This is a genomic window from Paenibacillus sp. P36, assembly GCF_045866505.1.
GTDB classification, from domain to species: Bacteria; Bacillota; Bacilli; order Paenibacillales; family NBRC-103111; genus Paenibacillus_E; species Paenibacillus_E chondroitinus.
Window position 1 is genome coordinate 2,103,033 of sequence record NZ_AP038372.1, and the last position, 25,071, is coordinate 2,128,103.

Annotated in this window: 22 protein-coding genes; 16 read left to right on the forward strand and 6 right to left on the reverse strand. The window is 46.1% G+C overall.

The genetic code is table 11. From position 1 onward, the window contains the following. The first annotated feature begins 102 nt into the window (after positions 1-102). The 7 genes from ACKTT9_RS09590 (at position 103) to ACKTT9_RS09620 (ending at position 8,798) form a co-directional block, all read left to right on the forward strand. A complete protein-coding gene (locus ACKTT9_RS09590) occupies positions 103-2,172 on the forward strand; it encodes a bifunctional aldolase/short-chain dehydrogenase (protein ID WP_407871364.1) in 2,070 nt (689 codons plus the stop codon). A 33-nt stretch (positions 2,173-2,205) separates the two neighbouring features. Continuing rightward, positions 2,206-3,426, forward strand: a complete 1,221-nt coding sequence (gene rhaI / locus ACKTT9_RS09595; protein ID WP_407871365.1) for an L-rhamnose isomerase — start codon at positions 2,206-2,208, stop codon at positions 3,424-3,426. After that, a complete protein-coding gene (rhaB, locus tag ACKTT9_RS09600) occupies positions 3,420-4,922 on the forward strand; it encodes a rhamnulokinase (RefSeq protein WP_407873000.1) in 1,503 nt (500 codons plus the stop codon). The genes rhaI and rhaB overlap by 7 nt, the downstream gene beginning before the upstream one ends. 9 nt (positions 4,923-4,931) lie before the next feature. After that, positions 4,932-5,699, forward strand: coding sequence for a DeoR/GlpR family DNA-binding transcription regulator (locus tag ACKTT9_RS09605; protein WP_127457829.1), 768 nt, complete (start codon positions 4,932-4,934; stop codon positions 5,697-5,699). A gap of 112 nt (positions 5,700-5,811) precedes the next feature. Then, positions 5,812-6,555, forward strand: coding sequence for a (Fe-S)-binding protein (locus ACKTT9_RS09610; protein WP_407871366.1), 744 nt, complete (start codon positions 5,812-5,814; stop codon positions 6,553-6,555). Next, positions 6,542-8,059, forward strand: a complete 1,518-nt coding sequence (locus ACKTT9_RS09615) for a LutB/LldF family L-lactate oxidation iron-sulfur protein (protein WP_407871367.1) — start codon at positions 6,542-6,544, stop codon at positions 8,057-8,059. Before ACKTT9_RS09610 ends, ACKTT9_RS09615 begins: the two co-directional genes overlap by 14 nt. Continuing rightward, on the forward strand, positions 8,052-8,798 hold the full coding sequence (locus ACKTT9_RS09620; RefSeq protein WP_407871368.1) for a lactate utilization protein C: 747 nt from the start codon (positions 8,052-8,054) through the stop codon (positions 8,796-8,798). The genes ACKTT9_RS09615 and ACKTT9_RS09620 overlap by 8 nt, the downstream gene beginning before the upstream one ends. Positions 8,799-8,989: 191 nt before the next feature. On the opposite strand, the gene ACKTT9_RS09625 is transcribed toward ACKTT9_RS09620, so the two are convergent. Then, positions 8,990-9,859, reverse strand: a complete 870-nt coding sequence (locus ACKTT9_RS09625; protein ID WP_407871369.1) for an aldo/keto reductase — start codon at positions 9,857-9,859, stop codon at positions 8,990-8,992. 331 nt (positions 9,860-10,190) lie between these two features. Here ACKTT9_RS09625 and motA point away from each other — a divergent pair, with 331 nt between their 5' ends. Continuing rightward, positions 10,191-10,985 (forward strand): flagellar motor stator protein MotA, encoded by a 795-nt coding sequence (motA, locus tag ACKTT9_RS09630; protein WP_127457824.1) that lies wholly within the window; start codon positions 10,191-10,193, stop codon positions 10,983-10,985. Beyond that, a complete protein-coding gene (gene motB / locus ACKTT9_RS09635) occupies positions 10,982-11,788 on the forward strand; it encodes a flagellar motor protein MotB (protein ID WP_407871370.1) in 807 nt (268 codons plus the stop codon). The genes motA and motB overlap by 4 nt, the downstream gene beginning before the upstream one ends. 58 nt (positions 11,789-11,846) lie before the next feature. On the opposite strand, the gene ACKTT9_RS09640 is transcribed toward motB, so the two are convergent. Continuing rightward, on the reverse strand, positions 11,847-12,608 hold the full coding sequence (locus ACKTT9_RS09640) for a DUF1836 domain-containing protein (RefSeq protein WP_407871371.1): 762 nt from the start codon (positions 12,606-12,608) through the stop codon (positions 11,847-11,849). 241 nt (positions 12,609-12,849) lie between these two features. Here ACKTT9_RS09640 and ACKTT9_RS09645 point away from each other — a divergent pair, with 241 nt between their 5' ends. Together ACKTT9_RS09645 and ACKTT9_RS09650 are read left to right on the forward strand one after the other, a co-directional pair. Next, positions 12,850-14,145 carry a hemolysin family protein gene (locus ACKTT9_RS09645; protein WP_407871372.1) on the forward strand — a complete coding sequence of 432 codons (1,296 nt, stop codon included), beginning with the start codon at positions 12,850-12,852 and terminating at the stop codon, positions 14,143-14,145. Positions 14,146-14,263: 118 nt separating this feature from the next. Continuing rightward, the gene (locus tag ACKTT9_RS09650) at positions 14,264-15,103 is read left to right on the forward strand and encodes an MBL fold metallo-hydrolase (protein WP_407871373.1); all 840 of its coding nucleotides are present in this window, start codon (positions 14,264-14,266) and stop codon (positions 15,101-15,103) included. Between the two features lie 61 nt (positions 15,104-15,164). Here ACKTT9_RS09650 and ACKTT9_RS09655 read toward each other — a convergent pair whose 3' ends face one another. Continuing rightward, positions 15,165-17,162, reverse strand: a complete 1,998-nt coding sequence (locus ACKTT9_RS09655) for a methyl-accepting chemotaxis protein (RefSeq protein WP_407871374.1) — start codon at positions 17,160-17,162, stop codon at positions 15,165-15,167. Positions 17,163-17,450: 288 nt separating this feature from the next. Between ACKTT9_RS09655 and ACKTT9_RS09660 the strand changes: the two genes are divergently transcribed. The 5 genes from ACKTT9_RS09660 (at position 17,451) to phoU (ending at position 21,811) form a co-directional block, all read left to right on the forward strand. After that, positions 17,451-18,377, forward strand: a complete 927-nt coding sequence (locus tag ACKTT9_RS09660; protein WP_407871375.1) for a phosphate ABC transporter substrate-binding protein — start codon at positions 17,451-17,453, stop codon at positions 18,375-18,377. 180 nt (positions 18,378-18,557) lie between these two features. Continuing rightward, positions 18,558-19,496, forward strand: a complete 939-nt coding sequence (pstC, locus tag ACKTT9_RS09665; protein ID WP_407871376.1) for a phosphate ABC transporter permease subunit PstC — start codon at positions 18,558-18,560, stop codon at positions 19,494-19,496. Continuing rightward, positions 19,493-20,350 carry a phosphate ABC transporter permease PstA gene (gene pstA, locus ACKTT9_RS09670; RefSeq protein ID WP_127457816.1) on the forward strand — a complete coding sequence of 286 codons (858 nt, stop codon included), beginning with the start codon at positions 19,493-19,495 and terminating at the stop codon, positions 20,348-20,350. The genes pstC and pstA overlap by 4 nt, the downstream gene beginning before the upstream one ends. A 3-nt stretch (positions 20,351-20,353) precedes the next feature. Further along, on the forward strand, positions 20,354-21,127 hold the full coding sequence (gene pstB / locus ACKTT9_RS09675; RefSeq protein ID WP_157322830.1) for a phosphate ABC transporter ATP-binding protein PstB: 774 nt from the start codon (positions 20,354-20,356) through the stop codon (positions 21,125-21,127). A 24-nt stretch (positions 21,128-21,151) separates the two neighbouring features. Beyond that, positions 21,152-21,811 carry a phosphate signaling complex protein PhoU gene (phoU, locus tag ACKTT9_RS09680; protein ID WP_127457814.1) on the forward strand — a complete coding sequence of 220 codons (660 nt, stop codon included), beginning with the start codon at positions 21,152-21,154 and terminating at the stop codon, positions 21,809-21,811. 225 nt (positions 21,812-22,036) lie between these two features. Here the strand turns inward: phoU and ACKTT9_RS09685 are convergent, their stop codons facing one another. The 3 genes from ACKTT9_RS09685 to ACKTT9_RS09695 all read right to left on the reverse strand — a co-directional run bounded on the left by ACKTT9_RS09685 (position 22,037) and on the right by ACKTT9_RS09695 (position 25,043). After that, positions 22,037-22,588: a hypothetical protein gene (locus tag ACKTT9_RS09685; protein ID WP_407871377.1), complete on the reverse strand. Its 552-nt coding sequence runs from the start codon at positions 22,586-22,588 to the stop codon at positions 22,037-22,039. 112 nt (positions 22,589-22,700) lie between these two features. Further along, positions 22,701-23,108, reverse strand: coding sequence for a hypothetical protein (locus tag ACKTT9_RS09690; protein ID WP_407871378.1), 408 nt, complete (start codon positions 23,106-23,108; stop codon positions 22,701-22,703). A 348-nt stretch (positions 23,109-23,456) separates the two neighbouring features. Continuing rightward, positions 23,457-25,043, reverse strand: coding sequence for a response regulator (locus ACKTT9_RS09695; protein WP_407871379.1), 1,587 nt, complete (start codon positions 25,041-25,043; stop codon positions 23,457-23,459). Between the last annotated feature and the right edge of the window lie 28 nt (positions 25,044-25,071).

Here is a 25,071-nt window from a genome sequence, read left to right on the forward strand (position 1 = left end):
GATGTGATACGATGAATCCATCAAAAACAAAACACATCATGGGATGTGAAGAGGAGAGACTTTGGGCGGCGCTCAGAGATCCCTATACTTAGGAGGGTACTTATGGTTGCGAATTTGTGGGAAGCAGACAAGGCGAGTAACGTTTCAAAAGGTGTGGAGGAATTGGTTTACCGCTCCAATTTACTAGGAACAGATCGTGCTGTTGCGAACTGGGGCGGGGGCAACACTTCGTACAAAACCATCGAGAAGGATTTCCGCGGCCGTGATGTTGAAGTGATGTGGGTCAAAGGAAGCGGTTCCGACCTTGCGACAATGAAAGCAAAGAATTTCACAGGTCTTCGGATGGAAGACATCCGTCCTTTGTACGAAAGAGACGAAATGTCCGACGAGGAAATGGTTGCGTACTTGGTGAACTGTATGATCGACAGCAAGCATCCGCGTGCTTCCATTGAAACGCTTTTGCATGCGTTCTTACCGTTCAAACATGTGGATCACACGCATCCGGATGCGATTATCTCGTTATGCTGCGCGCACAATGGCCGTGAGCTGGCGAAAGAAATCTACGGTGACCGCTTCGTATGGGTACCTTATGTCCGTCCTGGCTTTACATTGTCCAAAATGATCGCAGAAGGCGTAAGAAACAATCCAAAAGCTGAGTTAGTGTTGATGGAGAAGCACGGTCTGGTTACTTGGGGCGAAACTTCTGAGGAGAGTTACCTCAAAACACTTGCCATCATCAATGAAGCTGCAAGCTTTATCGAAGCGCGAGTACAAGAGGACAACTTGTACGGCGGCTCCAAATACGAGTCCTTGTCCGATTCCGAGCGCAACGACATTTTGGCGCAAGTGCTGCCAACGGTTCGCGGTGCAGTAAGCAAAGAGAAGAAAATGATCCTGACAGTTGACAGCGCGGCCGATGTCTTGAAATTCGTTAACAGCAAAGATGCAGCTGTCTTGTCTCAAGTAGGAGCAGCTTGTCCGGACCACTTGGTTCATACAAAAATGAAGCCGCTGTACATCGACTGGAATCCGAATTCCCGTGATGCCGCTTCCCTGACGGAAGCTTTGCAAGCCGGCATTGCTGCTTACAAAGAAGAGTACAAAGCGTACTTCGAACGCAACAAAAATGAAGGCGACGTTATTTTCGAAACGGCTCCTCGCGTTATTTTGATCCCAGGCATCGGGATGATTAACACAGGCAAAAGCTGGGCTATGGCGCAAGTCAGCGGCGCGCTTTACCACCGTGCAATCTCCGTAATGAGAGGCGCAACAGCACTTGGAACTTTCGTTTCCTTGAGCGAAAATGAGTCTTACAACGTGGAATACTGGCCGCTTGAATTATACAAATTGACACTTGCACCTGCTGAAGCGGAATTCTCCCGCAAAATTGCTTTCATCACTGGCGGCGCAGGCGGAATCGGGAGCGTAACGGCTCGTCAATTCCTCAAAGAAGGCGCGCATGTTGTGCTGGCTGACTTGAATTTAGAAGGCGCACAAAAATTAGCGGCCGAGCTGAACGAGCAATACGGCGAGAACAGAGCCATTGCAGTGAAAATGGATGTAACGAAAGAAGAAGAGGTAGAAGCGGCTTACCGCGATTCGATCCTTAGCTACGGCGGTATCGATGTTATCGTGAATAACGCGGGTCTTGCGACATCGAGTCCTTTTGATGAAACATCCCTCAAAGAGTGGAACTTGAACATGAACGTGCTCAGCACAGGATATTTCCTGGTAGCTAGAGAAGCTTTTAAAATTATGAAAAAACAAAATGTTGGCGGCAGCATGGTATTCGTCGGCTCCAAAAACTCGGTATTTGCAGGTAAAAATGCTTCTGCTTATTCAACGGCAAAAGCCGCTGAAATTCACTTGGCGCGTTGCATCGCAGCAGAGGGTGGCGAATACGGTATTCGCGTGAACTCGGTATTGCCGGATGCGATTCTGCAAGGTTCCGCGATCTGGAATTCCAACTGGCGCAATGAGCGCGCTGCGGCTTACGGCATCGATCCAGACCAACTGGAAGAGCACTACCGCAAAAGAACGACTTTGCTTGTTAACATTTTCCCGAAAGACGTTGCAGAAGCCATCGTGTACTTCTCATCTTCCAAAGCTGAGAAAACGACAGGCTGCATGATAACCGTTGACGGCGGCGTTCCAGCTGCTTTCACCCGCTAATCCGTTCCATACCCAAAAGGAGGCTATTATCCGATGAGTGATAAAGCATATGCACTGTTTGAAGAGCAGCAAGCAAGTAGAGGTATTGATCTGGCTACTGTAAAAGCCAAGCTGAAGGCCCTCAAAGTAGAAACTCCATCTTGGGGTTACGGGGATTCTGGAACTCGCTTCAAAGTGTACAAGCAAAATGGTGTGCCGCGTAATCCTTTTGAGAAATTTGAAGATGCTGCGCAGGTTCATAAACTGACGGGTGCTTGCCCGTCGGTGGCGATCCACATTCCTTGGGACAAAGTGGACGATTACGCGAAATTGAAGCAGCATGCCGCTGATTTGGGCGTTTCCATAGGCGCGGTGAACCCTAATCTTTTCCAAGAAGATGATTATATCTTCGGAAGCGTGACGAATTCGAACGCAGCGATTCGCCGCAAAGCGACGGATCACTTGCTGGAGTGCGTGGACATCGCCAAAACCGTCGGTTCTGATGTCCTGAGCCTCTGGTTCGCAGACGGTTCCAACTACCCTGGCCAAGTTGACATTCGCGCTCGCAAAACCTGGATGTATGAATCGCTCAAAGAGATGTACAACGCAATGACGCCAAACATGCGCATGCTGATTGAATACAAATTCTATGAGCCTGCCTTCTACCACACGGATTTGGCGGATTGGGGCATGGCGTTCAACATGGCGAACAAGTTGGGTCCTCAAGCAGAAGTGCTTGTAGACACAGGCCATCACCCGCAGGGTACCAACATTGAGCACATCGTGACTTATTTGTTAGATGAAAATAAACTCGGCGGCTTCCACTTCAATTCCCGCAAATATGGGGATGACGATTTGATCGTAGGCTCCGTGAATCCATACGAATTGTTCCTAATTTTCTACCAAATTATTGATGCGGCGAATGATAAAAACCCGCAAATCCGCCAGGCTGCAAACAACATTGCGTATATGATCGATCAAAGCCACAATATCGAGCGTAAAATTCCTGCGATGCTGCGTTCTGTGCTGAACGTTCAAACGCAATACGCAAAAGCGCTTCTCATTAACCTGGACGAAGTGAAAGACGCTCAAGAGAGTCAAGACGTTCTTGGTGCTGAAGACGCGGTTCGTAAAGCGTTCGAATTCGACGTCACTCCGCTGCTGCAAGCGGTTCGCGAAGAAATCGGCGTACCGGTTGATCCGATGAAAGCTTACCTGGAAAGCGGCTACGACGAAAGCATTAATGTGCGCGGCAAAGGCGGTGCGAGCTGGTGAGTAAACCCTCAAGCGTTCTGGCCTTTGATTTGGGAGCAAGCAGCGGCAGAGCGATCGTCGGACGCCTTGATTCTGAAGCGGGCCAAGTGACGATCGAGGAAGTTCACCGCTTTCCAAATGATCCAGTGAAGGTGGGCGACCATCTTCACTGGGACATATTGCGCTTGTTTCATGAACTGAAACAAGGCATTTTACAGACGAAGCAGCTAGGTTATACGGATATTGAAAGTTTAGCGATTGATTCCTGGGCGGTAGATTTCGGTCTGCTTTCCAAAAACGGCGAGTTGCTGGGCAATCCTTATCATTACCGTGACCACCAGACGGACCATGCGATGGAAAAGGTGTTTGCAAAAGTTGGACGCGAAAAGCTTTATGCCAAAACGGGGCTCCAATTTCTGCAATTTAATTCGATTTTTCAACTTGCTGCAATCAAGGAAAGAAATCCGGAACTGCTGGAACGCGCTGAAACGTTGTTGATGATTCCAGATTTGCTCCGTTATTTCTTAACTGGGGAAAAGCATAGTGAATTCACGAACGCTACGACGACACAGCTCTTGAATGCCACAACGAAGGCGTGGGATGCGGAGCTTCTTGATCAGCTTGATCTTCCGGCTGGCATCTTGCTGGATCCAGTACCTTCGGGTACGCGAGTAGGTGCCTTAACTGAAGATATCTGCGCGGATCTTGACGTTGCTTCGATTCCTGTCATTGCCGTAGGCGAGCATGACACGGCTTCCGCCGTTGTTGCGGTTCCTGCTCTGGACGATCATTTTGCCTTCCTAAGCTGCGGTACTTGGTCTCTGTTGGGAACAGAAACGATGGAACCAGTCTTAACGGAGCAAGCTTTGGCTTGGAACTTCACGAACGAAGGCGGCGTGTATGGCACGAACCGTTTGCTGAAGAACATTATGGGCTTGTGGCTGATCCAAGAGTGTAAACGGACGTGGGATAAAGAAGGCAAAAACCTCAGCTTTGCCGCTCTCGTCAAGCTTGCTGAGCAAGCGAAACCTTTTCAATCCTTCATTGATCCTGATGACGACATGTTTCTTAATCCGCAGCATATGCCGAAGCAAATTCAGCAATATTGCCGGGATACGCAGCAGGTTGTTCCGCAATCCGAAGGCGAAATCGCGCGCTGCATTTTAGAAAGCCTGGCATTCAAATATCGGTTTGTTCTGGAATGGACCGAGCAGCTTACGGGTGTTACGTACCCTGGACTTCACATTGTTGGCGGCGGCATTCAGAATGAGCTGCTTTGCCAATTCACTGCGAGCGCTACAGGGCGCGAGGTTTGGGCAGGTCCTGTCGAGGGTAGTGCCTTAGGAAACCTTGTAGTACAATGGATAGCATTAGGGTATATCGCGAATTTGCGCGAAGCCAGGAAGCTGATTCGGAATTCGTTCCCGGTCAAAACGTACATCCCCGAGGATGCTGCGGGTTGGCAGGCGGCGTATGCAACATTTTGTCAGGTGGCGTCCCGATCGAGGATGAAATGAGGGAAGACGATGCTGGTAGCGGAAAGATGGCAGAGAATCGTTCAGTTGGTGAATGAAAGAGGAAGCATTCGCGTGACGGAGCTCAGCGAGCTGTGTCAAGTGACGGAAGAGACGATTCGAAGAGATTTGGATCGATTGGAAAGCGAAGGCAAGCTGATGCGCAGCCATGGCGGCGCTGTGAGTGTAAAGGAAGCGCAGTCGGAAGTGCCTTTCCTGGAAAGGGAAACGGAGCACGCCGATTTCAAGAACGCTATCGCGAAGGAAGCGGTATCGCATATTCGCGAAGGTGACCGGATCATTTTGGATGCAAGCACAACGGCTTGGTATATGGCCAAATTGATTCCGGATATGCAGCTGACCATCCTTACGAATTCGATGAAAGTCGCGCTCGAGGTTAGCGGCAAGGAGAAGATCCAAGTGATTTCTACGGGAGGACTTCTCTCGCCCAAATCGTTGTCCTATGTAGGACCACTAGCGGAGAGATCCCTGGACATGTACCACGTCCATAAGCTATTCCTTTCTTGCAAAGGGGTTCATATTCAACGCGGCATCAGCGAATCGAATGAGCTACAAGCGCTAATTAAGCGCAAAATGATCTCGATTGCCGATGAAACATATCTGCTAGCCGATCACAGTAAATTCGGGATGCAGTCTTTGACACAAGTCGCGGCGTGGCCTGAAATCAAGCATGTGATCACAGACGGACAAACCAATAAGGAGGATGTGGACCGTATTCGGGAGAAAGGGGTTCACGTCATCCAATTAGATAAAGAGTAAAAGACATTGTTCCTTCCATCTCCAGTATGTTCGCTTTCGTACTGAGGATGGTTTTTTGTATAACCACCTGCCTCTGTGGGGGGAACGATGCAGGAAGGGAGTCAGCTGCAACATGAAAGTATCGATGTTCATAACGTGCCTCAGCGATCTTGTCTATCCCAAGGTTGGCGAGTCTATCGTTCATTTACTTGCAAAATACGGAGTCAAGCTAGACTTCCCGGCGAAGCAAACCTGCTGCGGCCAACCCGCGTTCAACAGCGGTTATTGGGATGAGGCGCGAGGCTCCGCCATGACCCTGCTGGAGGCTTTTGAAGACAGCGATTTTGTCATATCGCCTTCGGGTTCCTGTACGAGCATGATTCACCATTATTATCCGAAGCTTTTTGAAAATGACCCTGTTAATCTAGCACGCGCGAATCGGCTCGTTGAGAAAACCTATGAGTTCACGCAGTTCCTCGTGCAAGTGTTAGGGGTTACGGACGTGGGAGCCGTATTCCCGCACAAAGTGACCTACCATCCTTCCTGCCATGGCAGCCGGTTGCTGGGGGTTAAGGCTGAACCGATGCAGCTGATGCAGCATGTTCGCGGCATAGAACTGCTGCCGCTTCCTCATGCCGAGGATTGCTGCGGGTTTGGCGGTACTTTTGCGGTGAAAATGTGTGATATATCCGGGGCAATGGTGTCCGAGAAATCCGACCACGTCCTGGAGACGGAAGCCGAAGTGCTCGTTGGGCTCGATATGGGCTGTTTAATGAATATTGCCGGTAATTTATCGTTTCGAGGAAAACCTGTCAAGGTGATGCATCTGGCGGAATTATTGGCTGAGGGAGTGAAACTTGCCCATGAGCGAGCATAAACCTGGCGGGACGGTGAAGGAAAGATCCAAAATTGCGCTGAACAACGATTTTTTGCGCAATGCGGTGAAATTCACGACAGAACGATTGAAGAATGGGAAGCTGGCTGCGGCAGCCGAGCATGGCAATTGGGAAGAGTGGCGTGAACGCGGACGAGAAATTCGGCTGCATACGATTGCACATCTCGACTACTATCTTGGCAAATTTGTTGAAAATGCAAGGGCCCAAGGGGTGCATGTCCATTTCGCTGCCGATGCGGCGGACGCAGTTAAGCTAACGATGCAGATTGCTGAGCACAAGAAGGCGAAAAGCGCGGTGAAATCTAAGTCGATGGTTTCCGAGGAGCTGCATATCAACCGTGCGCTGGAGCAAATCGGCGTAGAAGCTATTGAGACGGACCTTGGTGAATATATCATTCAGCTGGCTGGCGAAACACCGTCGCATATCATTATCCCGGCGATTCACAAAAACCGGTACCAGATCGCTGATCTGCTGTCTGAAGACGCAGGAGAGAAGCTTGAGCCCGATACGGGAATTTTGGCCGGATACGTACGCAGAAAACTGAGGGAGAAATTTCTCGAAGCCGACATCGGGATGACGGGCTGTAATTTTGCCATTGCCGAAACAGGTTCGATGGTGCTCTTTGAAAATGAAGGCAATGCGCGGATGGTCAGCACGATTCCGAAGACACAGATCACCTACATGGGGATGGAACGCATCATTCCTACGCTGGACGATCTCGAGGTCATGGCGACACTGCTGCCTCGCTCTGCAACCGGCCAGAAACTGACGGTGTATATGTCCGTTATTTCCGGGCCGCAGCGCAAGCAGGACGGCGATGGCCCCGAGGAGATGCATATCATCATCCTCGATAATGGCCGCTCTCTGCAGCTTGGTGATCCGCAATTCCAGGAATTGCTGAATTGCATTCGCTGCGGCGCTTGCTTGAACGCCTGCCCAGTGTACCGCCATATCGGCGGTCATGCCTATGGTGGCGTTTACAGCGGTCCTATCGGCGCGGTGCTTACGCCGGCTCTGAACAAAAATGTCGACCAGTGGGACGACATTGCCAACGCCTCCAGCCTCTGCGGGGCGTGTTATGAGGCTTGTCCGGTCAAAATCCCGCTGCACGATATGCTCGTCTATCTCCGCCAACGCAAAGTAGAGCGGGGCTCGACGGATTTAGCGGAGAAAGTGGGGATGAAGGGCTTTAACTTCCTCATGTCCGACGCCAAGCGGGTGAAAGCGCTGATTAAACTCGGTCGAGTTGGTCAAAAGCTGCTCGTTCGGGATGGCCATATCAAAGCGCGGATTGGTCCGCTCAAAGGCTGGAACTCCTATCGTTATGCGCCTAGTATGGCGAGCAAGACATTCCGCGAGTCGTGGAAAGACATCGAGCAAGAGCTGGAAGGAACGTTCCCTGAGCTGGACGCGGTCATGAAAGCACGTATGGAGAAACTGGTGGCTGATCGCAAAAACGGCGGAGGAGGACATCATCATGGCTAAATCAGATCCGGCATTTCTGCAGCAGTTGCACGAAGAAGCTCTCAAGAAGCAGGAATCCTTCTTTGCTAATATTTCGACGCGTCTGGGCCGGGCAAAGCCGCTCCAGAGCGCTCCGGCACATCCGATGAAAGGGGCACCAGCTTTTTGGGAGGAGGTAAACCTCCCGCTGGAGGAGCGTATTCAGCTCTTCATGGCGAACTGGCAAAAAGCAGGCGGACACACCTTCCGGTTGTCGGGCATGGCAGAAGCGCAAGCTTTTATCACGGATTTTATCGCTAAAACGCAGGCCAAAAATCTGATCATGCAGGATCAGCCGGAGCTGGAAACGCTGCGCGCTAGCCTCTCGGCCGGCACGGAAACGAACATCACCGTGTGGAACGCGCAGGACGCTACCCCTGAGGCCAAAGATGAGCTGGTCGCCAAGGCCGCCGGCGCAGATATCGGGATCGTGGCTGTCGAGCATGCAGTCGCATACACGGGCTCGTTAGTCGTCACGTCCGACGCTACGCGAGGCCGAAGCGTTAGTCTGCTCCCGACGACGTTCATCGCGATCATCCCTGTGGAGCGTCTGCGGACGAAGCTTGGCGAGGTTCTGCGGCCTTTCGACGAGCTTGCCTTAGGCGAGCGGCCGGCCGGCATCCATTTCATATCAGGCCCGAGCCGGTCAGCAGATATCGAGAACGATTTGACCATTGGCGTACATGGTCCAGGCATCGTTTATGCACTCATTATTGAATGAGGTATCGTGAACCTCTTCCGGCAGGTGGATATTGTGCGGGCGGGGGCTTTCACTTTCATAACGATTGACGCAAAAAGCAAAGGAGCTAAGCGCATTCAAGCCGCTTAGCTCCTTTACTTTTGCTGCGTATCTACCTTGACAAGCACGATCGTCCTAGAAGGACGACGAAGGTGTTTATCCTTGTGCGCCTTCTAACGAACGTACCATTCCCCCGACACCCAGTCGGTTGATTTCCAACGCAGGACATCCGGATTGGCCAGATGCATGATCTCTTTCAGGAAGGACAACTGCTCAAGGTCCGTCATAGGTTTGAAGCTCTTGGCGATAGCCAGGTTCTGCTCCAGCTGCTCCATCGATTCCATGCCGACGATGGACGTGGAAATCGGTAGAGAGAACGTGTATTGCAACGCCTTTTCGTACCACGGAGCAAGCTTGCCAAGCGCCATCACTTTCATGCCGATCACGGCAATGCCTTTCTCATTCGCTTTCGGCAGGAATTCATGCGCGAAGCTGTATACGAGGTGGTCGGCGGCAGAGAGAGCCACAAGAGCGCTATCGAACGGGTACCGGTCGATGGCTTCGAGCTGTACACGGGGATTCGTGTGTCCGCTGATCGAGATATGCTTGATCAAGCCTTGGTCTTTTGCTTCAATCAGCGCTTCCAACGCACCGCCTTTGGCAAAGCATTTGTCCAGTTCTTCCATTGTCATGATATTGTGCAAGCGCCATTCTTCCACATGGTCGGTTTGCAGTCTTTTCAGGCTCTCTTCGAGCAGCTTCAAAGAACCGTCTCTCGTGCGGTCGTTTGTTTTGGTCGCAATCCAGACATCGTTTCTGCGGCCATGGAGTGCCAAAGCTATGCCTAGTCTTTCTTCCGATTGGCCTTTCGAATAACTCGGCGCCGTATCGAAATAAGTGATACCTTCGTCAATCGCGCGATTCACGATCGCAATAGCCTCGTCTTCCGTACAGTTATGCTCGTCTACGATGCGTTGTGCGCCAAAGCTGAGCAGCGGAAATTGCTGCCCCGTCCGGCCGAACATTCGTTTCTCCACGTTCATCTCTCCTTATGTATGAAGATTGCTTGTTTCTTTTCTATCGTTTCCACAAAGGCTGCCAGATCATACCAACTTCCTTCAGATTTTGCTGATATCGATTTTAGCAGGAGTTATCTCTCCTTAAGTATAAATTAGGTAAGAGAGAGACGCCAGATTTCGTCATTCCCCTTTGAACTTCACAAAAAATACATGACTATAGTCCTAGTTTTCTCTCGAAAACGATTGTAATTTATAGCAAATAAACCTATCATTATGTACAAAGACAGTATTTTTGTCGAATTATGGAATGCATGCTACATGGCTTTTATGACTAGAGAAAAGAGGGTGTCGGCATATGGAGAAATCATCTTTAATTGGAATTGTTTTAGCGCTTATATCAATTGGTGTGGGCATGGTGTTAAAAGGGGCAAGTTTGGTGGCGCTTTTAAACCCCGCGGCTGCGCTTATTATTTTCGGAGGAACCGCTTCAGCCTTGTTTATCGCGTTTTCTTTAGAGGAAATAAAAAAGATTCCGACTTTATTGAAAATTATTTTTACCGAACAAAAATTAATGCCTAAAAAAGAACTGATCAATACATTTATCGAATGGGTATCCATCACACGCCGTGAGGGTCTTCTTTCCCTGGAAAAGCAAGCGGAAGAGCTGTCGGATCCTTTTATGAAAAGCGGAATGCGTCTCATTATTGACGGGAATGATCCTGATTTCGTACGCGATGTCCTGCTTGAGGATATTGCCGAAATGGAAGCAAGACATAAGAAATATGCGGGAATTTTTACGCAAGCCGGTACATATGCACCAACACTTGGCGTTCTTGGCGCCGTTGTAGGTTTGATTGCTGCCCTTGGGAACTTAAGCGAAGTAGAGAAACTAGGGCATTTGATTTCCGCTGCGTTCGTTGCCACGATGTTTGGGATTTTCCTTGGTTATGTTATTTTTCACCCCTTCGCGAACAAGCTGAAACAGAAGTCGAAGAAGGAAGTTGAAATCAAACTCATGATCGTCGAAGGTTTACTATCCATTCAGTCCGGTGTATCCGCCAACTCTGTGAAGCAAAAAATGATGATCTTCGTAGCGAACAGCGACCGTGCATCGTATGACGAAGAGGCGAAAGGGGAAGCCGCTCAGTGAGTAAAAAGAAGAAGCATGAGGACCATGAAGAACACGTTGATGAATCCTGGCTTATTCCCTATGCGGATTTGCTTACTTTGCTTCTAGCTCTTTTTATCATTCTATTTGCATCCAGCCAGTTGGATTCGAAGAAGTATAACTCGATTATGAGGTCCTTGAATAATGCGTTTACGGGGGGAGAAGCGCCATTCGCGGTATCTAATTTGATCCCGATTGACGACGCGGCGAGCTCTACCCGGAACAATAACAAGAATCAGAACCCGCCGCCGAAGGAGCCGAGTCATACGGACAGTCAACTGGCCGCGAAGCTACAAAAGGAAGAAAAGGATCTGGAAGAACTGAAGAAAAGCATGGATGCTTTCATCAAAGAAAATCAGTTGAACGAGCAGCTAACGACGAAGCTGGATAACGAGAAACTGACGATTACCATTAGTGATCGCGCGCTGTTCGACTCGGGTTCTGCGACCATGAAGCAAGATTCTCAGAAGCTGGCTGTTTCCATCGCAGGCATGCTGGCGAATTACCCGGGCTATCAGGTTGAGGTGGGCGGGCACACGGATAATATCCCGATTCACCGCGCGGATTTTGAAACAAACTGGGATCTAAGTGCTAAACGGTCCGTTAATTTTATGAAAATCTTATTGAATAATGGTAAAATCGACCCTTCCTCGTACTCTTCAGTCGGATATGGGGAGTATCGCCCCATTGCCTCGAATGATACAACAGAAGGCCGCTCCCAAAATCGCAGGGTTGAAGTCAGTATTCTGCGCAACATTAAGGCAACGGATGAGATTGCGAAATAACGTTTTACAGAGAAAGGCCAAGAACCGGTGAATGGTTCTTGGCCTTTTTTGTCTATTATTATTTAAAACTGTGCAGAAATACCATGCCGTTCACATATCGTCTTGCCAAAGAGTTAAAACTGGACGAATGGACGGAAATGATAGCGACATGAATGGCATTTTTGAGCATCTCCTGCTCCTTGGCATTCGCATGCGGGCAATGTGAAACGGCGTACTCATGTGCCGCCTCATCCAACATTTGATCCCACTTGGAGATAAAATCCTGACTATTTCCCACGTAATTTCTGTAACGAGCATCCAATACTTCGTACAGCTCCGAATAGATCGAATAAAACTTAAGAGGAGTAATGGTTTGTTCTGCGCAGCTATAGGATGTGGAACTAAATAATATATGGAACAATTTGCGGATGGAGTCATAGTCCAACGAAGAGCGCAGGTCCTCGATGATGAAAAACAAAGCTACTTGTTTAAGGGAATATTTCTTCCCATCCTCCGGAAGTCCGATCAGTTCTTTGAAATCACGTTTCACCCAGTTCTGAATAGAGGTAACACTAAATTGTGTAAACTCTACTTGAGTACCAAGTGCAACGATGTCGCTTAAGGAGAAAGCCGGCTTAATCTCTGACTTGATCATTTTCTCAATGAGGGGAGGAAGCGTCGTCGATAGAAAGGCAGACATGGATTTTCCCTGCTCCAAATCATTCTCATGCTGGATTCGCCATGTGTCTTGCAGGATAGCCAGAGGTGATTTCTCTAGATGACCACTCAAAGACAACATTAAATCAGCCATATCTTTGCGTCTAAAAGTTAATGTTTCCATTTTGACATCACCTCGTCTGTAATTGAACAGTTCATATGAACTTATAATAAAATACGGTTTAGGCCATGTCAAAAGGAAAGATTTCATGAGAAGGCCGGTATCTGCCAACGATTTCCCCCAATAAAGTAAAAAATAATCGATTATGGCTTAAAACGAACTTTGTTTGTTTCATCATATTATATTAGAATAGTTCATAAGAACTGTTTATAAGAATAATTCATTTCGTAAAGGATGAGTTGCCATGGTGTTGAATCTATTTTTAATTGCTTTGCTCATATTATTAACCGCTTTTTTCGTGGCTACCGAATTTGCAATCATTAAGCTCCGTCCCAGCCGTGTTGAACAGATGGTACTTGAAGGTAGCAAGAATGCGCTTGCCGTGCAGAAGGTAACTACAAATCTCGATGCTTACTTGTCCGCCTGCCAACTGGGGATTACAATCACAGCTCTCGGTCTTGGTTGGTTAGGGGAGCCGACCGTAGAGAAATTGCTGCACCCCTTATTCCAACTATTAACCATAAGTGACAGCTTGTCACACATCTTATCCTTCGGTATCGCTTTTGTTTTAATGACATATCTTCATGTTGTTCTTGGTGAACTTGCGCCAAAGTCGCTTGCTATTCAAAAAGCTGAGCAAATCGCAGTGCTAACAGCACCTATTATTGTTATTTTCCACAAAATCATGTACCCATTTATTTGGCTGCTTAATGGGTCTGCGAATGGCATGATCAAATTGCTCGGTATGAAGCCAGCCAGCGAACATGAAGAAGCCCACTCCGAGGAAGAGATTCGCCTAATTCTTCAGGAAAGTTACCAAAGCGGCAAAATTAATAAAACAGAATACGGCTACACAGATCGAATTTTTACATTCGATGAGTTGTTAGCTCGTGAAATCATGGTTCCGCGGACCGACATGGTCTGCTTATACGCTAACAAATCGTTGAAAGAGAATTTGGAGATCATTAAGCGAGAACAATATACCCGTTTTCCTGTGGCCAAAGAGAATAAGGATGATATTATTGGTTTCGTGAATACCAAACAGTTTTTCTTGAGTTATGATAACAATCCTAATTGTGATTTTACCGCGTTACTGCAGCCCGTCATGACTGTGCCTGATGTCATGCCCATCAAGCAGCTATTGAAGAAAATGCAGCAAGAACAGGTGCATATCGCGTTGTTACTGGATGAGTACGGTGGTACGGCCGGCTTAATCACCATTGAGGACATCCTTGAGGAGATCGTCGGTGAGATTCGGGACGAATTTGATAAGGATGAGAAGCGGGATATTGAAACGCTGGATGGCAACCGATTTTTGATCAAAGGAACTGCGCTAGTAGATGAAGTCAATCATTATCTTGAAACGAAACTGGATCATGAGGAAGTCGATTCAATAGGCGGGTGGCTGTATAGTAAGCAACCTGAGCTGGAAAAAGGCAAGCCATGGGATTATGAGGATTTGACCTTTATCGTTCGGGAGAGGGATGCCAACCGCATTCGGAAGATAGAAATTATTAGAAAACTTCCACAAAAAATTTAAGCCAAAAGACCAACCTGCGCGAAACGCGAAGCAGGTTGGTCTTTCTTATGATTGTTCAGATAATCCGAATCGGTAAAGGAGATGATAATAGAAATCCATCTGAAAAGGGGCAAGACAATTGGAGTCCACCTACGAGCATACACATATCCCGTTAACGACGGTATCAAGCGGGGAAGGCCACGAAGTGAGTATTGATATGTATTGCTACTGCATTCAGTTCGTTAATATATGTTTGATCGGCAATCCAACCAGTAAATCGAAGACATGGTTTCTGGTCGACGCTGGGATGCCGCATTCCGCGGACAACATCATTCAATTGGCGGAGGATCGTTTTGGGACAATGACGAAGCCGCAGGGCATTATTTTGACTCACGGACATTTTGATCATGTCGGAGCGCTTGCAGAGCTGCTTGAACATTGGGATGTACCTGTATTCGCGCATGAGCAGGAAATCCCTTATTTAACAGGAAAAGCGAATTACCCCGAAGGGGACTCGACGGTGAACGGGGGACTTATGAGTGAGCTTTCTCCGTTGTTCCCGAATCATGGCATCAACCTCGGGGATCATGTGAAGGCGTTACAGGAGGGGGGCTCCATTCCTGGTCTGCCTGATTGGCAATGGATACATACACCGGGACATACGCCAGGCCATATTTCGCTTTTCCGGGAAAAAGACCGCTCATTAATCGCTGGCGATGCTTTTGTCACTGTAAAACAGGAGTCACTTTACCGTGTGTTTCTCCAGACACAGGAAATCAGCGGTCCGCCGAAGTTTTTTACGAGCGATTGGGAAGCTGCAGCAGCCTCCGTCAAGAAATTGAATCAACTTCGCCCGAGCTTGGCAGTGACCGGACATGGCACACCGATGCGCGGGGAGGAACTGACGAGTCAATTGGCGAACTTGGCTGACCATTTTAACGAAGTTGCAATGCCGGAAGAAGGGCGTTTCGTACATTAAAAAAGGCTCTCCCACAAGTCATCGAGTGACCGAGGGAGAGCCTCTTTTTTCAACTTTTAGGTTATCCAATAAGTACAGGCTCTTTTTTATCCTTCGAGTTTGCTTCCGCTTTCTTTGTATCGGCTTCAGCTTCTTTAACTTCTATAGCTTCCTTCGCATGAGCGGCATCGTCCAAAATCGTGGTTACGTCCTCTTTAGTCACTGTAAAGATTGCCTCAATTTGTTCTGGACTGTGTCCGTCACCGTCAATATCACTATGACCTTCTGTATCTTCATCGTCAGGAGTATGATCCTTATCAGCGCTATCCTGACCATTCGCCATTTCCTCATCGGTTTCAATGATCTGGAACTTGCTAATCTCTGCGAATAATCGGTCAGCCAACGCGAGAATGTCATCGGACTCTTCGGCAATGCGGCGGATGGACGCATCCTGCTGGATGGAAGTGGAGTTGACTTCCTCTACACCAGCCGCGGTTTCTTGGGCAATCGCCGCCACGAACTGAACGGAGCCAACAAGCTGATCGTTCTTGGAACGCGCCTGCTCGATTTTCAAATGAATGTGCTCAATCTGCTCCTTGATCCCGGTCATGGAATGCTCGATGCTCTCGAAAGAGCTGAGCGTGTCCGCAACACGATGATTCTGGGTAACCGCAGAATCTTTTGCTTCCAAGAGCGAGCTTTGCAGCTCTTGGATTTGTTTCTGCAGCGCCTGCGTAATGCCGCTGATCGTCTTGGACGAATCGTTCGTCTGCTGCGACAGCTGACGAACCTCATCCGCGATCACGGAGAAGCCGCGGCCGTGCACGCCGGCCCTAGCCGCTTCAATCGCGGCGTTCAGGGCCAGGACGTTCGTTTGCGTCGATATCTCCGTAATCGAACGTGTGATGGCGCCAATCTGCTTCGAGCTGGCGGCCAAGGTCTGCATAGCTGCATCAACTTTATGCAGCACCTCTTGCGACTGTTCGGACGAAACCTTCAGCGCACGAACATAACCTGTGCCTTGCAGTGTACCGGCTGCGGCCTCATCACTTGTTTTTATCATTTCATAGGTATAGGCGGTAATGTCCCGAATCTCCGCTTCCAGCTCTGTAATAATTAATGAGCTGGACTCGGTTTGAATGGCCTGCTCATCGGCCCCGTGTGAAATTTCATTGATCGCTTTCAAGATGTCCGTATTAGCGGAAGCCGTAAGCTGGGAGAAACGATGAAATTCATGCGAGTGATCGCTTAAAGAAGAGGCGATTTGCTTCGTAGCGTAAAGCATATGCCGCACTTGGCGAATCATATGGTCGAAGCTTTGGCTGAGTTGACCCAGCTCATCTTTGGATGTGGCATTGATCGTATGTGTTAAATCTCCTGCCGCGATAAGCGAAACGGCTTTTTGCAGCTTTTGAATCGGCCGGATGAAAGAACGAATCAAGAAGAAAGCAATCAAAACTGTAATCACAAGTACAATGATAGATGCGTACATCATAACCAGACTCGTGCTGTCCAAAGCTTTGGTGGAGGACACGATGGCTTGATCAGCCGACTCCGCATAGGTCAAATAGAACTTATCGACTAGATCAAAAATCACATTTTTCAGATCCTGAGACTCATTATAGAGATACATCAGGTTGATTTCTAAATCCTTAGTGCTCGTACCATTATTAACTTGTATCATTTTGGCGGCAGAATCAAAGTTATTAATGTAGTCAACGGAGGCTTGGATTAATTGGCTGCGCCATTTTAGCTGATCAGGCGTAGAGGCGGTATCTCCTATTTTTTTAATATAATCATTGAATGGCTGGCGTTTGGCATTGTACTTAAATATGTATTCTGGTTTCTTCGAAATCTCCAATCCTGACGCAATAATGTTCATGTCTTGGACCATTTCCTTTAGTTCCAATGCCATTACTTTGAGTTCGACCTTGTCATTCTGATCATTCATATGTTGTTTGATTTGACTAACTTGATGAAGATTGAAATAAGCAACAGCCAGAAAAATCAAGAGCACCCCACTGAAACTGACGATTAATTTGGCACGCATGGTCATGTTGAAGAAAAATAATCGGCTCACATTCATCCCCCCATAAATAGACAAGATATGACGCGTTTCTTGTTTCTACTTATAAATATAGGATGCTTCTATTAACTAAAGCGTCGAACTGTGTAAATAAGATGTAAAATTAACCATACAAGTCTATCAAAAGTCCTATGAAAAAGTTTTACATTACGTTTACGTTTCATGGGTTTGGATTTTACATTCGATTGTTACGATGTATTTGTAAGTTAGTTGCGAGGGACAAACAAGGAAATCGAAACTAACAAGAGAAGCAACATAAAATAAAAGGAGGACATGCTGACTATGTTCAAGTTCATGTCGAAAAAAGGAATTACATTAACACTATCCGCGGTATTAATGATGGGGTCATTGGTTGGATGCGGAGCAAAAACAGAAACAAAAACAAATGGCGCTTCCGCTACACCTGCTGCAACAACAGCTGCTACAGCGTCTGCAAAGCCTTCTGATACACCTAAAACAGAACTTAGCGGTACAATCACGGCTTCCGGTTCAAGCGCATTGCTTCCATTAGTTAAGCAAGCGGCTCAGGAATTTATGGATAAGAACCCTAAAGTAACGATTCAAGTTACAGCTGGTGGTTCAGGCACAGGAATTAAAAACGTAGCTGATGGTACTTCCGATATCGGTAACTCCGACGTAGAAGCATCTGCAGAATATAAAGATAAAGATCTTAAACCAAATAAAGTAGCGATTGCTCCATTCGCATTCATCGTTAACAAAGATGTAAAAGTAGACAACGTAACAAAACAACAAGCTGCTGACATCTACATGGGTAAAATCACAAACTGGAAAGAAGTTGGCGGTAACGATGCGAAAATCGTTCTTGTACACCGTCCAGACAGCTCCGGTTCCCGTACACTTGTGAAAAACATCATCCTTGATGGCAAAGATTTTACAAAAGACGGTATTACACAAGAAAATAGCGGTGCTATGAAAACTGCTGTTGTTGGTCAATCCGGTTCCATCGGTTATGTAGATACTCCTTATATCGATGATACAGTTAAAGCTTTGAAAATCGATGGCGTAGCATTCTCCGAAGATAACATCAAAAACGGCACTTACAAACTGTTTGGTGTTGAACTTATGTATACAAAAGGCGAAGCAAAAGATCCGGCAAAAGCTTTCATCGCATATATCATGAGCAAAGAATTCCAAGGTAAACAAGTTCGTGATTTGAAATTCTTACCTGCTGATTTACTTTCTAAATAATTGGATTTCTCATCTAGGGCGTTCGCATCATGCGGGCGCTCTTTTTGGCGTACGAGACGATAATTCAACAAACTTTTACATTGCCTTTACAATTCATTAACGATGCAATGACATTCATGTCCTATCATAACAGTATGACATGTTAGGGCATGTGGTATTAAATAAAGGGGGATTAACCCAGTGAATTCCGTAGCAGACAAACTATCAAATGCGAGTTCAGAGAGCAAAAGCCGTCCAATTGTTTCCAAGTGGACCCGAGGACAACATAGACAAGACAGTCTCATGCGTTGGGTGTTTGTCCTTAGTGCTGCTCTTGTATCGGCGATTATTTTTTCAATCATCATTTTCGTAGGGATGCAAGGGATCAAGACGTTTCAGGGAGTAAGTCCTTTGGAGTTTTTCTTCTCTACGGACTGGACACCAGGCTCAAATAAATTCGGAGCGTTTCCATTTCTATACAGCACCTTGCTGATGACGCTTGTTTCCGTCGTCATTTCAGTACCGCTGGCTTTGTCCGGTGCATTATTCATGGCCAAAATTGCTCCGAAATGGATGCGGGAAATTATGCGCCCAGCGACTGATTTATTCGTAGGTATTCCTTCGGTTGTCTACGGTTTGATCGGGATGACAGTCATTGTTCCTGCCATAGGCAAAATAACCGGCGATGTCGCTTACGGCATTCTGCCTGCTTCTATCATATTAGCAATTATGATTCTACCAACAATTCTCTCCATCTCTGAGGACGCGATCCGAGCGCTTCCCAGCCGTCTGGAGGAAGCATCTCTTGCGCTTGGAGCAACACGCTGGCAAACGATGTGGCGCGTACTGCTGCCAGCAGCTAGACCGGGTATTTTAACAGCAATTATCCTTGGGATGGGCCGCGCAATTGGAGAAACCATGGCTGTATTTATGGTTATTGGTAACTCACCTCAAATGCCTAAATCGTTGTTGGATTCTACAACGGTATTAACAACAGCAATCGTGAAAGACATGGGGAATACAAATTACGGATCAACTTGGAACAATGCGTTGTACATGATGGCGCTGCTTTTACTTGTGATCTCCTTATCCTTAATTATCATCATTCGTATTGTTGCAAAAAGGAGTGAAGTGAAATGACAAGTAAATCAACGGACCGGATTGCGACGGTATATTTTTGGGCGTCAGGCATACTTATCATAGGAATTTTGGCTTGGTTTCTCTTTCGGATTTTGGGGGATGGCATTCCTCATCTGTCCTGGCATTTCATTTTCGGGAAGCCGGAAGAAATTAAAGCTGGCGGGGGCGTTGGGCCTCAATTGTTCAACTCTTTCTATGTCTTGATCTTATCTCTCCTGATCTCCATTCCAATCGGATTGTTCTCAGGCATTTACTTAGCGATTTATGCACAAAAGAATTGGTTTACGGATCTTGTTCGTATATCCGTTGAGGCTTTGTCTTCTGTACCTTCCATCGTTTTTGGATTGTTTGGATTCTTGCTTTTTGCCAATTTGCTCGGGCTGAAGTTTTCCATTCTCGGCGGCGCGGCGACGGTAGCCCTGTTGAATTTGCCTGTTATGGTCAGGGTTACGGAAGAATCGATCCGCACGGTTCCGGAGTCCTATTGGGAAGCAAGCTTAGCGCTGGGTTCAACCAAGTGGCAAGCTATCCGCAAAGTACTTATTCCAGCAGCTCTGCCTAGTTTGATCACAGGAATCACGCTGATTGCAGGCCGTGCATTAGGTGAATCCGCCATTCTTATTTACACAGCCGGGTTATCGGTCTCCCGTTTCTTCCCGGATTTCAACCCTCTGAACATGGGTGAGACGTTATCCGTTCATCTATGGTATGTAGGTGCTGAAGCGCTTGTGCCAGATGCGAAAGACATTGCCAAAGGAAGTGCCGCGCTGCTTCTGATCGTTGTACTTATCTTTAACCTGTTGGTCAGCATACCAAGCCGAATCTTACAAAAAAGACTTTCCGGGGGGAAATAAACAATGTCGACTTCAACGATGACGAAAACAAAGATTAAAGCAGATAAATTGAACTTATTTTACGGAGAAAATCACGCGCTCCACGATATTGACCTAACGATTGAAAAAGGAAGTATTGCGGCATTGATTGGACCTTCAGGTTGTGGGAAATCAACGTTCCTGCGTACTTTGAACCGAATGAATGACTTGATTGACAGTGTTCGTATTACGGGAAATGTCGCAGTAGACGGCCATAACATTTATGGTTCTGATTCAGATGTCGTTTCTTTGCGTAAACGTGTAGGCATGGTGTTTCAACGCCCGAATCCGTTCCCGATGAGTATTTATGACAATATTGCTTATGGCCCACGCATTCATGGCATCAAGAAAAAAGCCTTGCTTGATGAAATCGTAGAACGCAGCCTCGTACAAGCCGCATTATGGGATGAAGTTAAGGATCGCTTGAACAAATCCGCACTTGGATTGTCCGGTGGACAACAGCAGCGATTATGTATCGCTCGTTTGCTTGCCGTAGAGCCGGATGTTCTCTTGATGGATGAGCCTACATCTGCCTTAGACCCAATTTCAACGTTGAAGGTTGAAGAGCTTACACAAACCCTGAAAGACAAATATACGATCATTATCGTAACTCACAACATGCAGCAAGCAGCCAGAATTTCCGATATGACCTCCTTTTTCTTGAACGGGTATTTAGTCGAAACTGACAAAACCGATAAAATCTTTACAAATCCGAACGATCAACGTACCGAAGATTACATCACAGGAAGATTCGGCTAACAATTACTGGAAGGGGCAACGTACATGGATGCAAGACCCGGGTTTCATCAATCATTAACTTTGCTGCAAAAAGAACTGCTTGAGATGGGGGAAAGTGTTAAGGAATTGATTCTTACTTCCGTTAATTCTCTGGCAACGCTCAATGAGAAAGCTGCGCAGCAAGTAATTAACAATGACGATCAAATCGATGATTATTTAACAAGGATTGATGAACTGTCACTGCGTCTCATTGCTTTGCAGCAGCCTATGGCGAGTGACCTGCGCATTATCGGCACAGCACTCAAAATCGCCATTGATTTGGAGCGTATTGCTGATCATGCCGTAGACATCGCCAAAATTACAATCCGCTTCGCTGGAGAGGAACTTGTGAAGCCTCTCGAGACGATTCCGCAAATGGCGAATATCGCCATCGAGATGCTGCAGGAAAGCCTTCTGTCCTACACTGAGCGTGATGTACATCGTGCTGCGGCACTGGCTGAGAAGGATGATCGTGTTGATAAAATGTACAGCACAGTCATGACAGAGCTGATGGGAATGATGAATTCCGATTACAACCGCAATCGCCAGCTGACGCATTTGCTGCTGGTTGCCCACTTCCTGGAGCGGGTAGCAGATCACACGACCAATATTGGTGAAGGCGTCATTTATATGGTAACCGGCAAGCGTAAAGATTTGAACGTGTAGTTAAAATATTTGCAAAGAAGCATATGTATTTAAAACAGTTGGTGGAAAACTGTTTTAGGTTACATATGCTTTTTTATAGCATGTTATAAAAGATGAAAACTGATTAGTTTAATATTTAATTCTTATCTAACCTATAACAGCTCAATATCATTGATAAATAAAATCAACAAATGGTATGAATATTTTTAAGTGATAATTTGTTTTTATTTAAAAAGAAAGAGTTAATCAATGGTCTTTTTGGCTATTATAGTTCTTAGCAAATTCCTCAATACTCAGAGTTTGAAGTTTTAGCGGAGGTTCCCCAACTTTTGATTCAATATTAGTAATACTCCATATATTTTGTTTATCTTTATTAAATTTTATCATATGGTTTAATTTGTCATCTGTTGAGACATATACAAAACAAACTTCGGCTATAGGCAGTTCTTTTTTTATGAAAACTCCGATAGCAGTATCTCCAGATTTTGCTAAACCAGATTTATTATAATTTTGATATAATAAGTATAAAAGATCATTATTGTCTCGTTCGGACAGTTCAGCAAATTTTTTATCATTTAAAAGATTGTAATAATAGTAATCATTTTTATTTAATTCGTAAGTATTAAGTACATCTGCATGTAGTTTCGATAACCACAATTTAACTTGATCTTTTTGATATTCTTCAAAAGCAATATTTAATAGCTTTTTTTCTTTGGTTTGAGAATAATAATTAGCCCCTAATAGTAATGTGCTTGAAGCTACTATAAATATTAGTATATAAATACGAAATTTGAACATAACTATTTCCCTCACACACTTTTGATGTTTGCATAAGAAATAACTTCTGGATCAACAATAGAGAAAAAGTACCCTTTTGGAGTTCCAGAAGAGTACTTTTTTTATTGGAAAATTAAAGAGCTAAAGAATCTGAGTCACTAGTATAATAGACGGCACTAAAGTTTTCTAAAATCCAACCAGTAAGATTTGCTTGAACTGTTTGACCTACAGAAGCACTAAAAGTTGAGTTTAGTAGACCTGGGTTATCTATTCCATTACGTAGTTGAACTGTAGTCTTTAGTACTCCTCCCACGTATACAGACATATTTCCTTCGATTTTTTGACTTGATGTTAATGAACCACCAGTACCTTGGACTGACCCACTAACGTTTACAATTTTAACTCCGCCAGTTGGACCAGTAGCAGAAATACTTACATTTGAACTTGTGCCTGTGGAGGCAAAAGCAGGTACTGCTAATACTAGTGCTGCACAGGATACAATCAGAATTGTCGTGGCTTTTTTTGTAATTTTCTTCATCATAATAACTCATCTCCCTAAATTTGGTATGTGGTACAGTTTTTATAATAAAGATAGAGTGTTAATTCTGTGTTAAATGAAAGTGAATAATTTGTAAACACTTTCCTTTAATTCTATTTTATTAGATTTTAAAGGCATTGACGTAATAATCTAATCTAGCGTATATCTAGGCTCTAATTTATTTTGCTTGCAGACGACGAAAGCTATAATTAATTTAAAAGAACGCAAATTGCTATAAAGAAAAGTCGCATTTTTTGGATGATAATATATGTGACAGGACCTTGGTTGTTAGTTAACTACGTTCTTTTAAAGTAATGTATGTGATGTAGTTCTTCAACAAAAAAAACGATCCTAGTTAGGATCGTTTTTAGGTTCAGGAATAGGGAAGCGAATAAGAAAGGTCGTCCCCTCCGAGCTGGATTGGACTTCAATCGAGGCACGGTGCCTGGCGGCGATACTGTAGCAGATGGCTAAACCAAGACCTGTGCCTTCATCCTTCGTGGTGAAGAAAGGGCGTCCAAGCTTCTCCAGATGCTTCTCATCAATGCCTGTCCCCTCGTCCGAAATGAGCAAGACAACATATCCGTTTTCTTCGAAAGTTTGGATCGTAAGCGTTCCGCCAATCGTCATGGCTTCAAGCCCATTCATGCACATATTGAGAATAAGCTGCCGCATCTCTTTATCATCAAGGTGAATAACCGGGCAATCGACAAATTGGAACTGAACGTGCTTGCCTGACATGACAGCTTCAGCTTGGATGAGTGGAAGGAGCATTTCGATGATCCGGTTGATTTGATCAGGCTGCTGATGGGATTGTTTGTTTTTGGCCAGCGACAAATATTCGGTAATAATTTCGTTGGCGCGATCCAACTCCTCGAGCATAATCGGGATATACTCTTTTTGCATATTGCGATCGTTTTCACGAAACAATTGCAGAAAGCCGCGAATCGTCGTCATCGGATTGCGAATTTCATGGGCGATGCCAGCCGCCATTTCCCCAACCAGATTCAGCTGAGCAAGACGAGCCATTTCCGTCTCAAAGCGCAAGCTTTCCGTAATGTCGACGGCCACCTGAAGCAAGCAGCTCTCATTTTCAATATCGATGATCTCCGTAGAGAGAAGTGCCGTTCGAGTCTCCTTGGATTTGGTTTCATACTTCACTTTGCAGTTATGAATCACTTCATCGCAGCTGATAGATTCCCCGGAATCCGATCGTAATAAATCCATATTGGTCCCGATGATCTCGTCGCCATATCCCGTATATTGCTTCCAGCTTTCATTTATTTCGATATAAGTAAGATCCGGCAGACGGCGAATGGCCATCAAGGAAGGGGAGAGCATGAACATTTTCTGAAAATGGTCCTGAGACTTCAGCAGCTTCTCATGGGCATCTACTAGTTCCGTAGTCCGTTCTTCGACCCATTGTTCTAAAAGTGAATTCTGCTGCTTCAGTTTCTCCTCAGCTTCCGCCAGCTTACGGTTCGTCTCTTCGAGATCAAGCGTCCGTTTGTGCAGGAGCTCGCTTTGAAATTTGATTTTCTGATGTCCCAAATGCATATTGACGAAAGCATCGACTTTCATGCGCAGCATTTCGGGATGAACAGGCTTGAACAAGTAATCAATGGAGCCCACATGATATCCTTTTAGAACATGCTCAATGGATGTGCTGAGGGCGGTTAAGAAGATGATCGGAATATCCTGACAGGCTTTGCGCTGCTTGATCAGCTCAACCGTTTCAAAGCCGCTGAGTCCAGGCATTTGAACATCCATGAGAATGACAGCAATATGATCGGCGGGTTCCTTTAATAAATATCGAAGAACTTCCTCACCCGATTGCAGCGAAATCACGTCATAGTGGGAAGAGGCCAGAATGCTATTGAGAGCCAGCAAGTTCTCGTAGCGGTCATCTACCGCCAAGATTTTGACTTGTTGTTCCATTTCAAATCCTTTCCGTGCTTGTACAAGC

Bases quoted from the DNA above. Each gene is read 5' to 3' on its own strand.
- ACKTT9_RS09590 (WP_407871364.1), top strand. From the start codon at position 103: ATGGTTGCGAATTTGTGGGAAGCAGACAAGGCGAGTAACGTTTCAAAA.
- rhaI (WP_407871365.1), top strand. From the start codon at position 2,206: ATGAGTGATAAAGCATATGCACTGTTTGAAGAGCAGCAAGCAAGTAGA.
- ACKTT9_RS09605 (WP_127457829.1), top strand. From the start codon at position 4,932: ATGCTGGTAGCGGAAAGATGGCAGAGAATCGTTCAGTTGGTGAATGAA.
- ACKTT9_RS09610 (WP_407871366.1), top strand. From the start codon at position 5,812: ATGAAAGTATCGATGTTCATAACGTGCCTCAGCGATCTTGTCTATCCC.
- ACKTT9_RS09615 (WP_407871367.1), top strand. From the start codon at position 6,542: ATGAGCGAGCATAAACCTGGCGGGACGGTGAAGGAAAGATCCAAAATT.
- ACKTT9_RS09620 (WP_407871368.1), top strand. From the start codon at position 8,052: ATGGCTAAATCAGATCCGGCATTTCTGCAGCAGTTGCACGAAGAAGCT.
- ACKTT9_RS09625 (WP_407871369.1), bottom strand. From the start codon at position 9,859: ATGAACGTGGAGAAACGAATGTTCGGCCGGACGGGGCAGCAATTTCCG.
- motA (WP_127457824.1), top strand. From the start codon at position 10,191: ATGGAGAAATCATCTTTAATTGGAATTGTTTTAGCGCTTATATCAATT.
- ACKTT9_RS09640 (WP_407871371.1), bottom strand. From the start codon at position 12,608: ATGGAAACATTAACTTTTAGACGCAAAGATATGGCTGATTTAATGTTG.
- ACKTT9_RS09645 (WP_407871372.1), top strand. From the start codon at position 12,850: ATGGTGTTGAATCTATTTTTAATTGCTTTGCTCATATTATTAACCGCT.
- ACKTT9_RS09660 (WP_407871375.1), top strand. From the start codon at position 17,451: ATGTTCAAGTTCATGTCGAAAAAAGGAATTACATTAACACTATCCGCG.
- pstA (WP_127457816.1), top strand. From the start codon at position 19,493: ATGACAAGTAAATCAACGGACCGGATTGCGACGGTATATTTTTGGGCG.
- pstB (WP_157322830.1), top strand. From the start codon at position 20,354: ATGTCGACTTCAACGATGACGAAAACAAAGATTAAAGCAGATAAATTG.
- phoU (WP_127457814.1), top strand. From the start codon at position 21,152: ATGGATGCAAGACCCGGGTTTCATCAATCATTAACTTTGCTGCAAAAA.
- ACKTT9_RS09685 (WP_407871377.1), bottom strand. From the start codon at position 22,588: ATGTTCAAATTTCGTATTTATATACTAATATTTATAGTAGCTTCAAGC.
- ACKTT9_RS09690 (WP_407871378.1), bottom strand. From the start codon at position 23,108: ATGATGAAGAAAATTACAAAAAAAGCCACGACAATTCTGATTGTATCC.
- ACKTT9_RS09695 (WP_407871379.1), bottom strand. From the start codon at position 25,043: ATGGAACAACAAGTCAAAATCTTGGCGGTAGATGACCGCTACGAGAAC.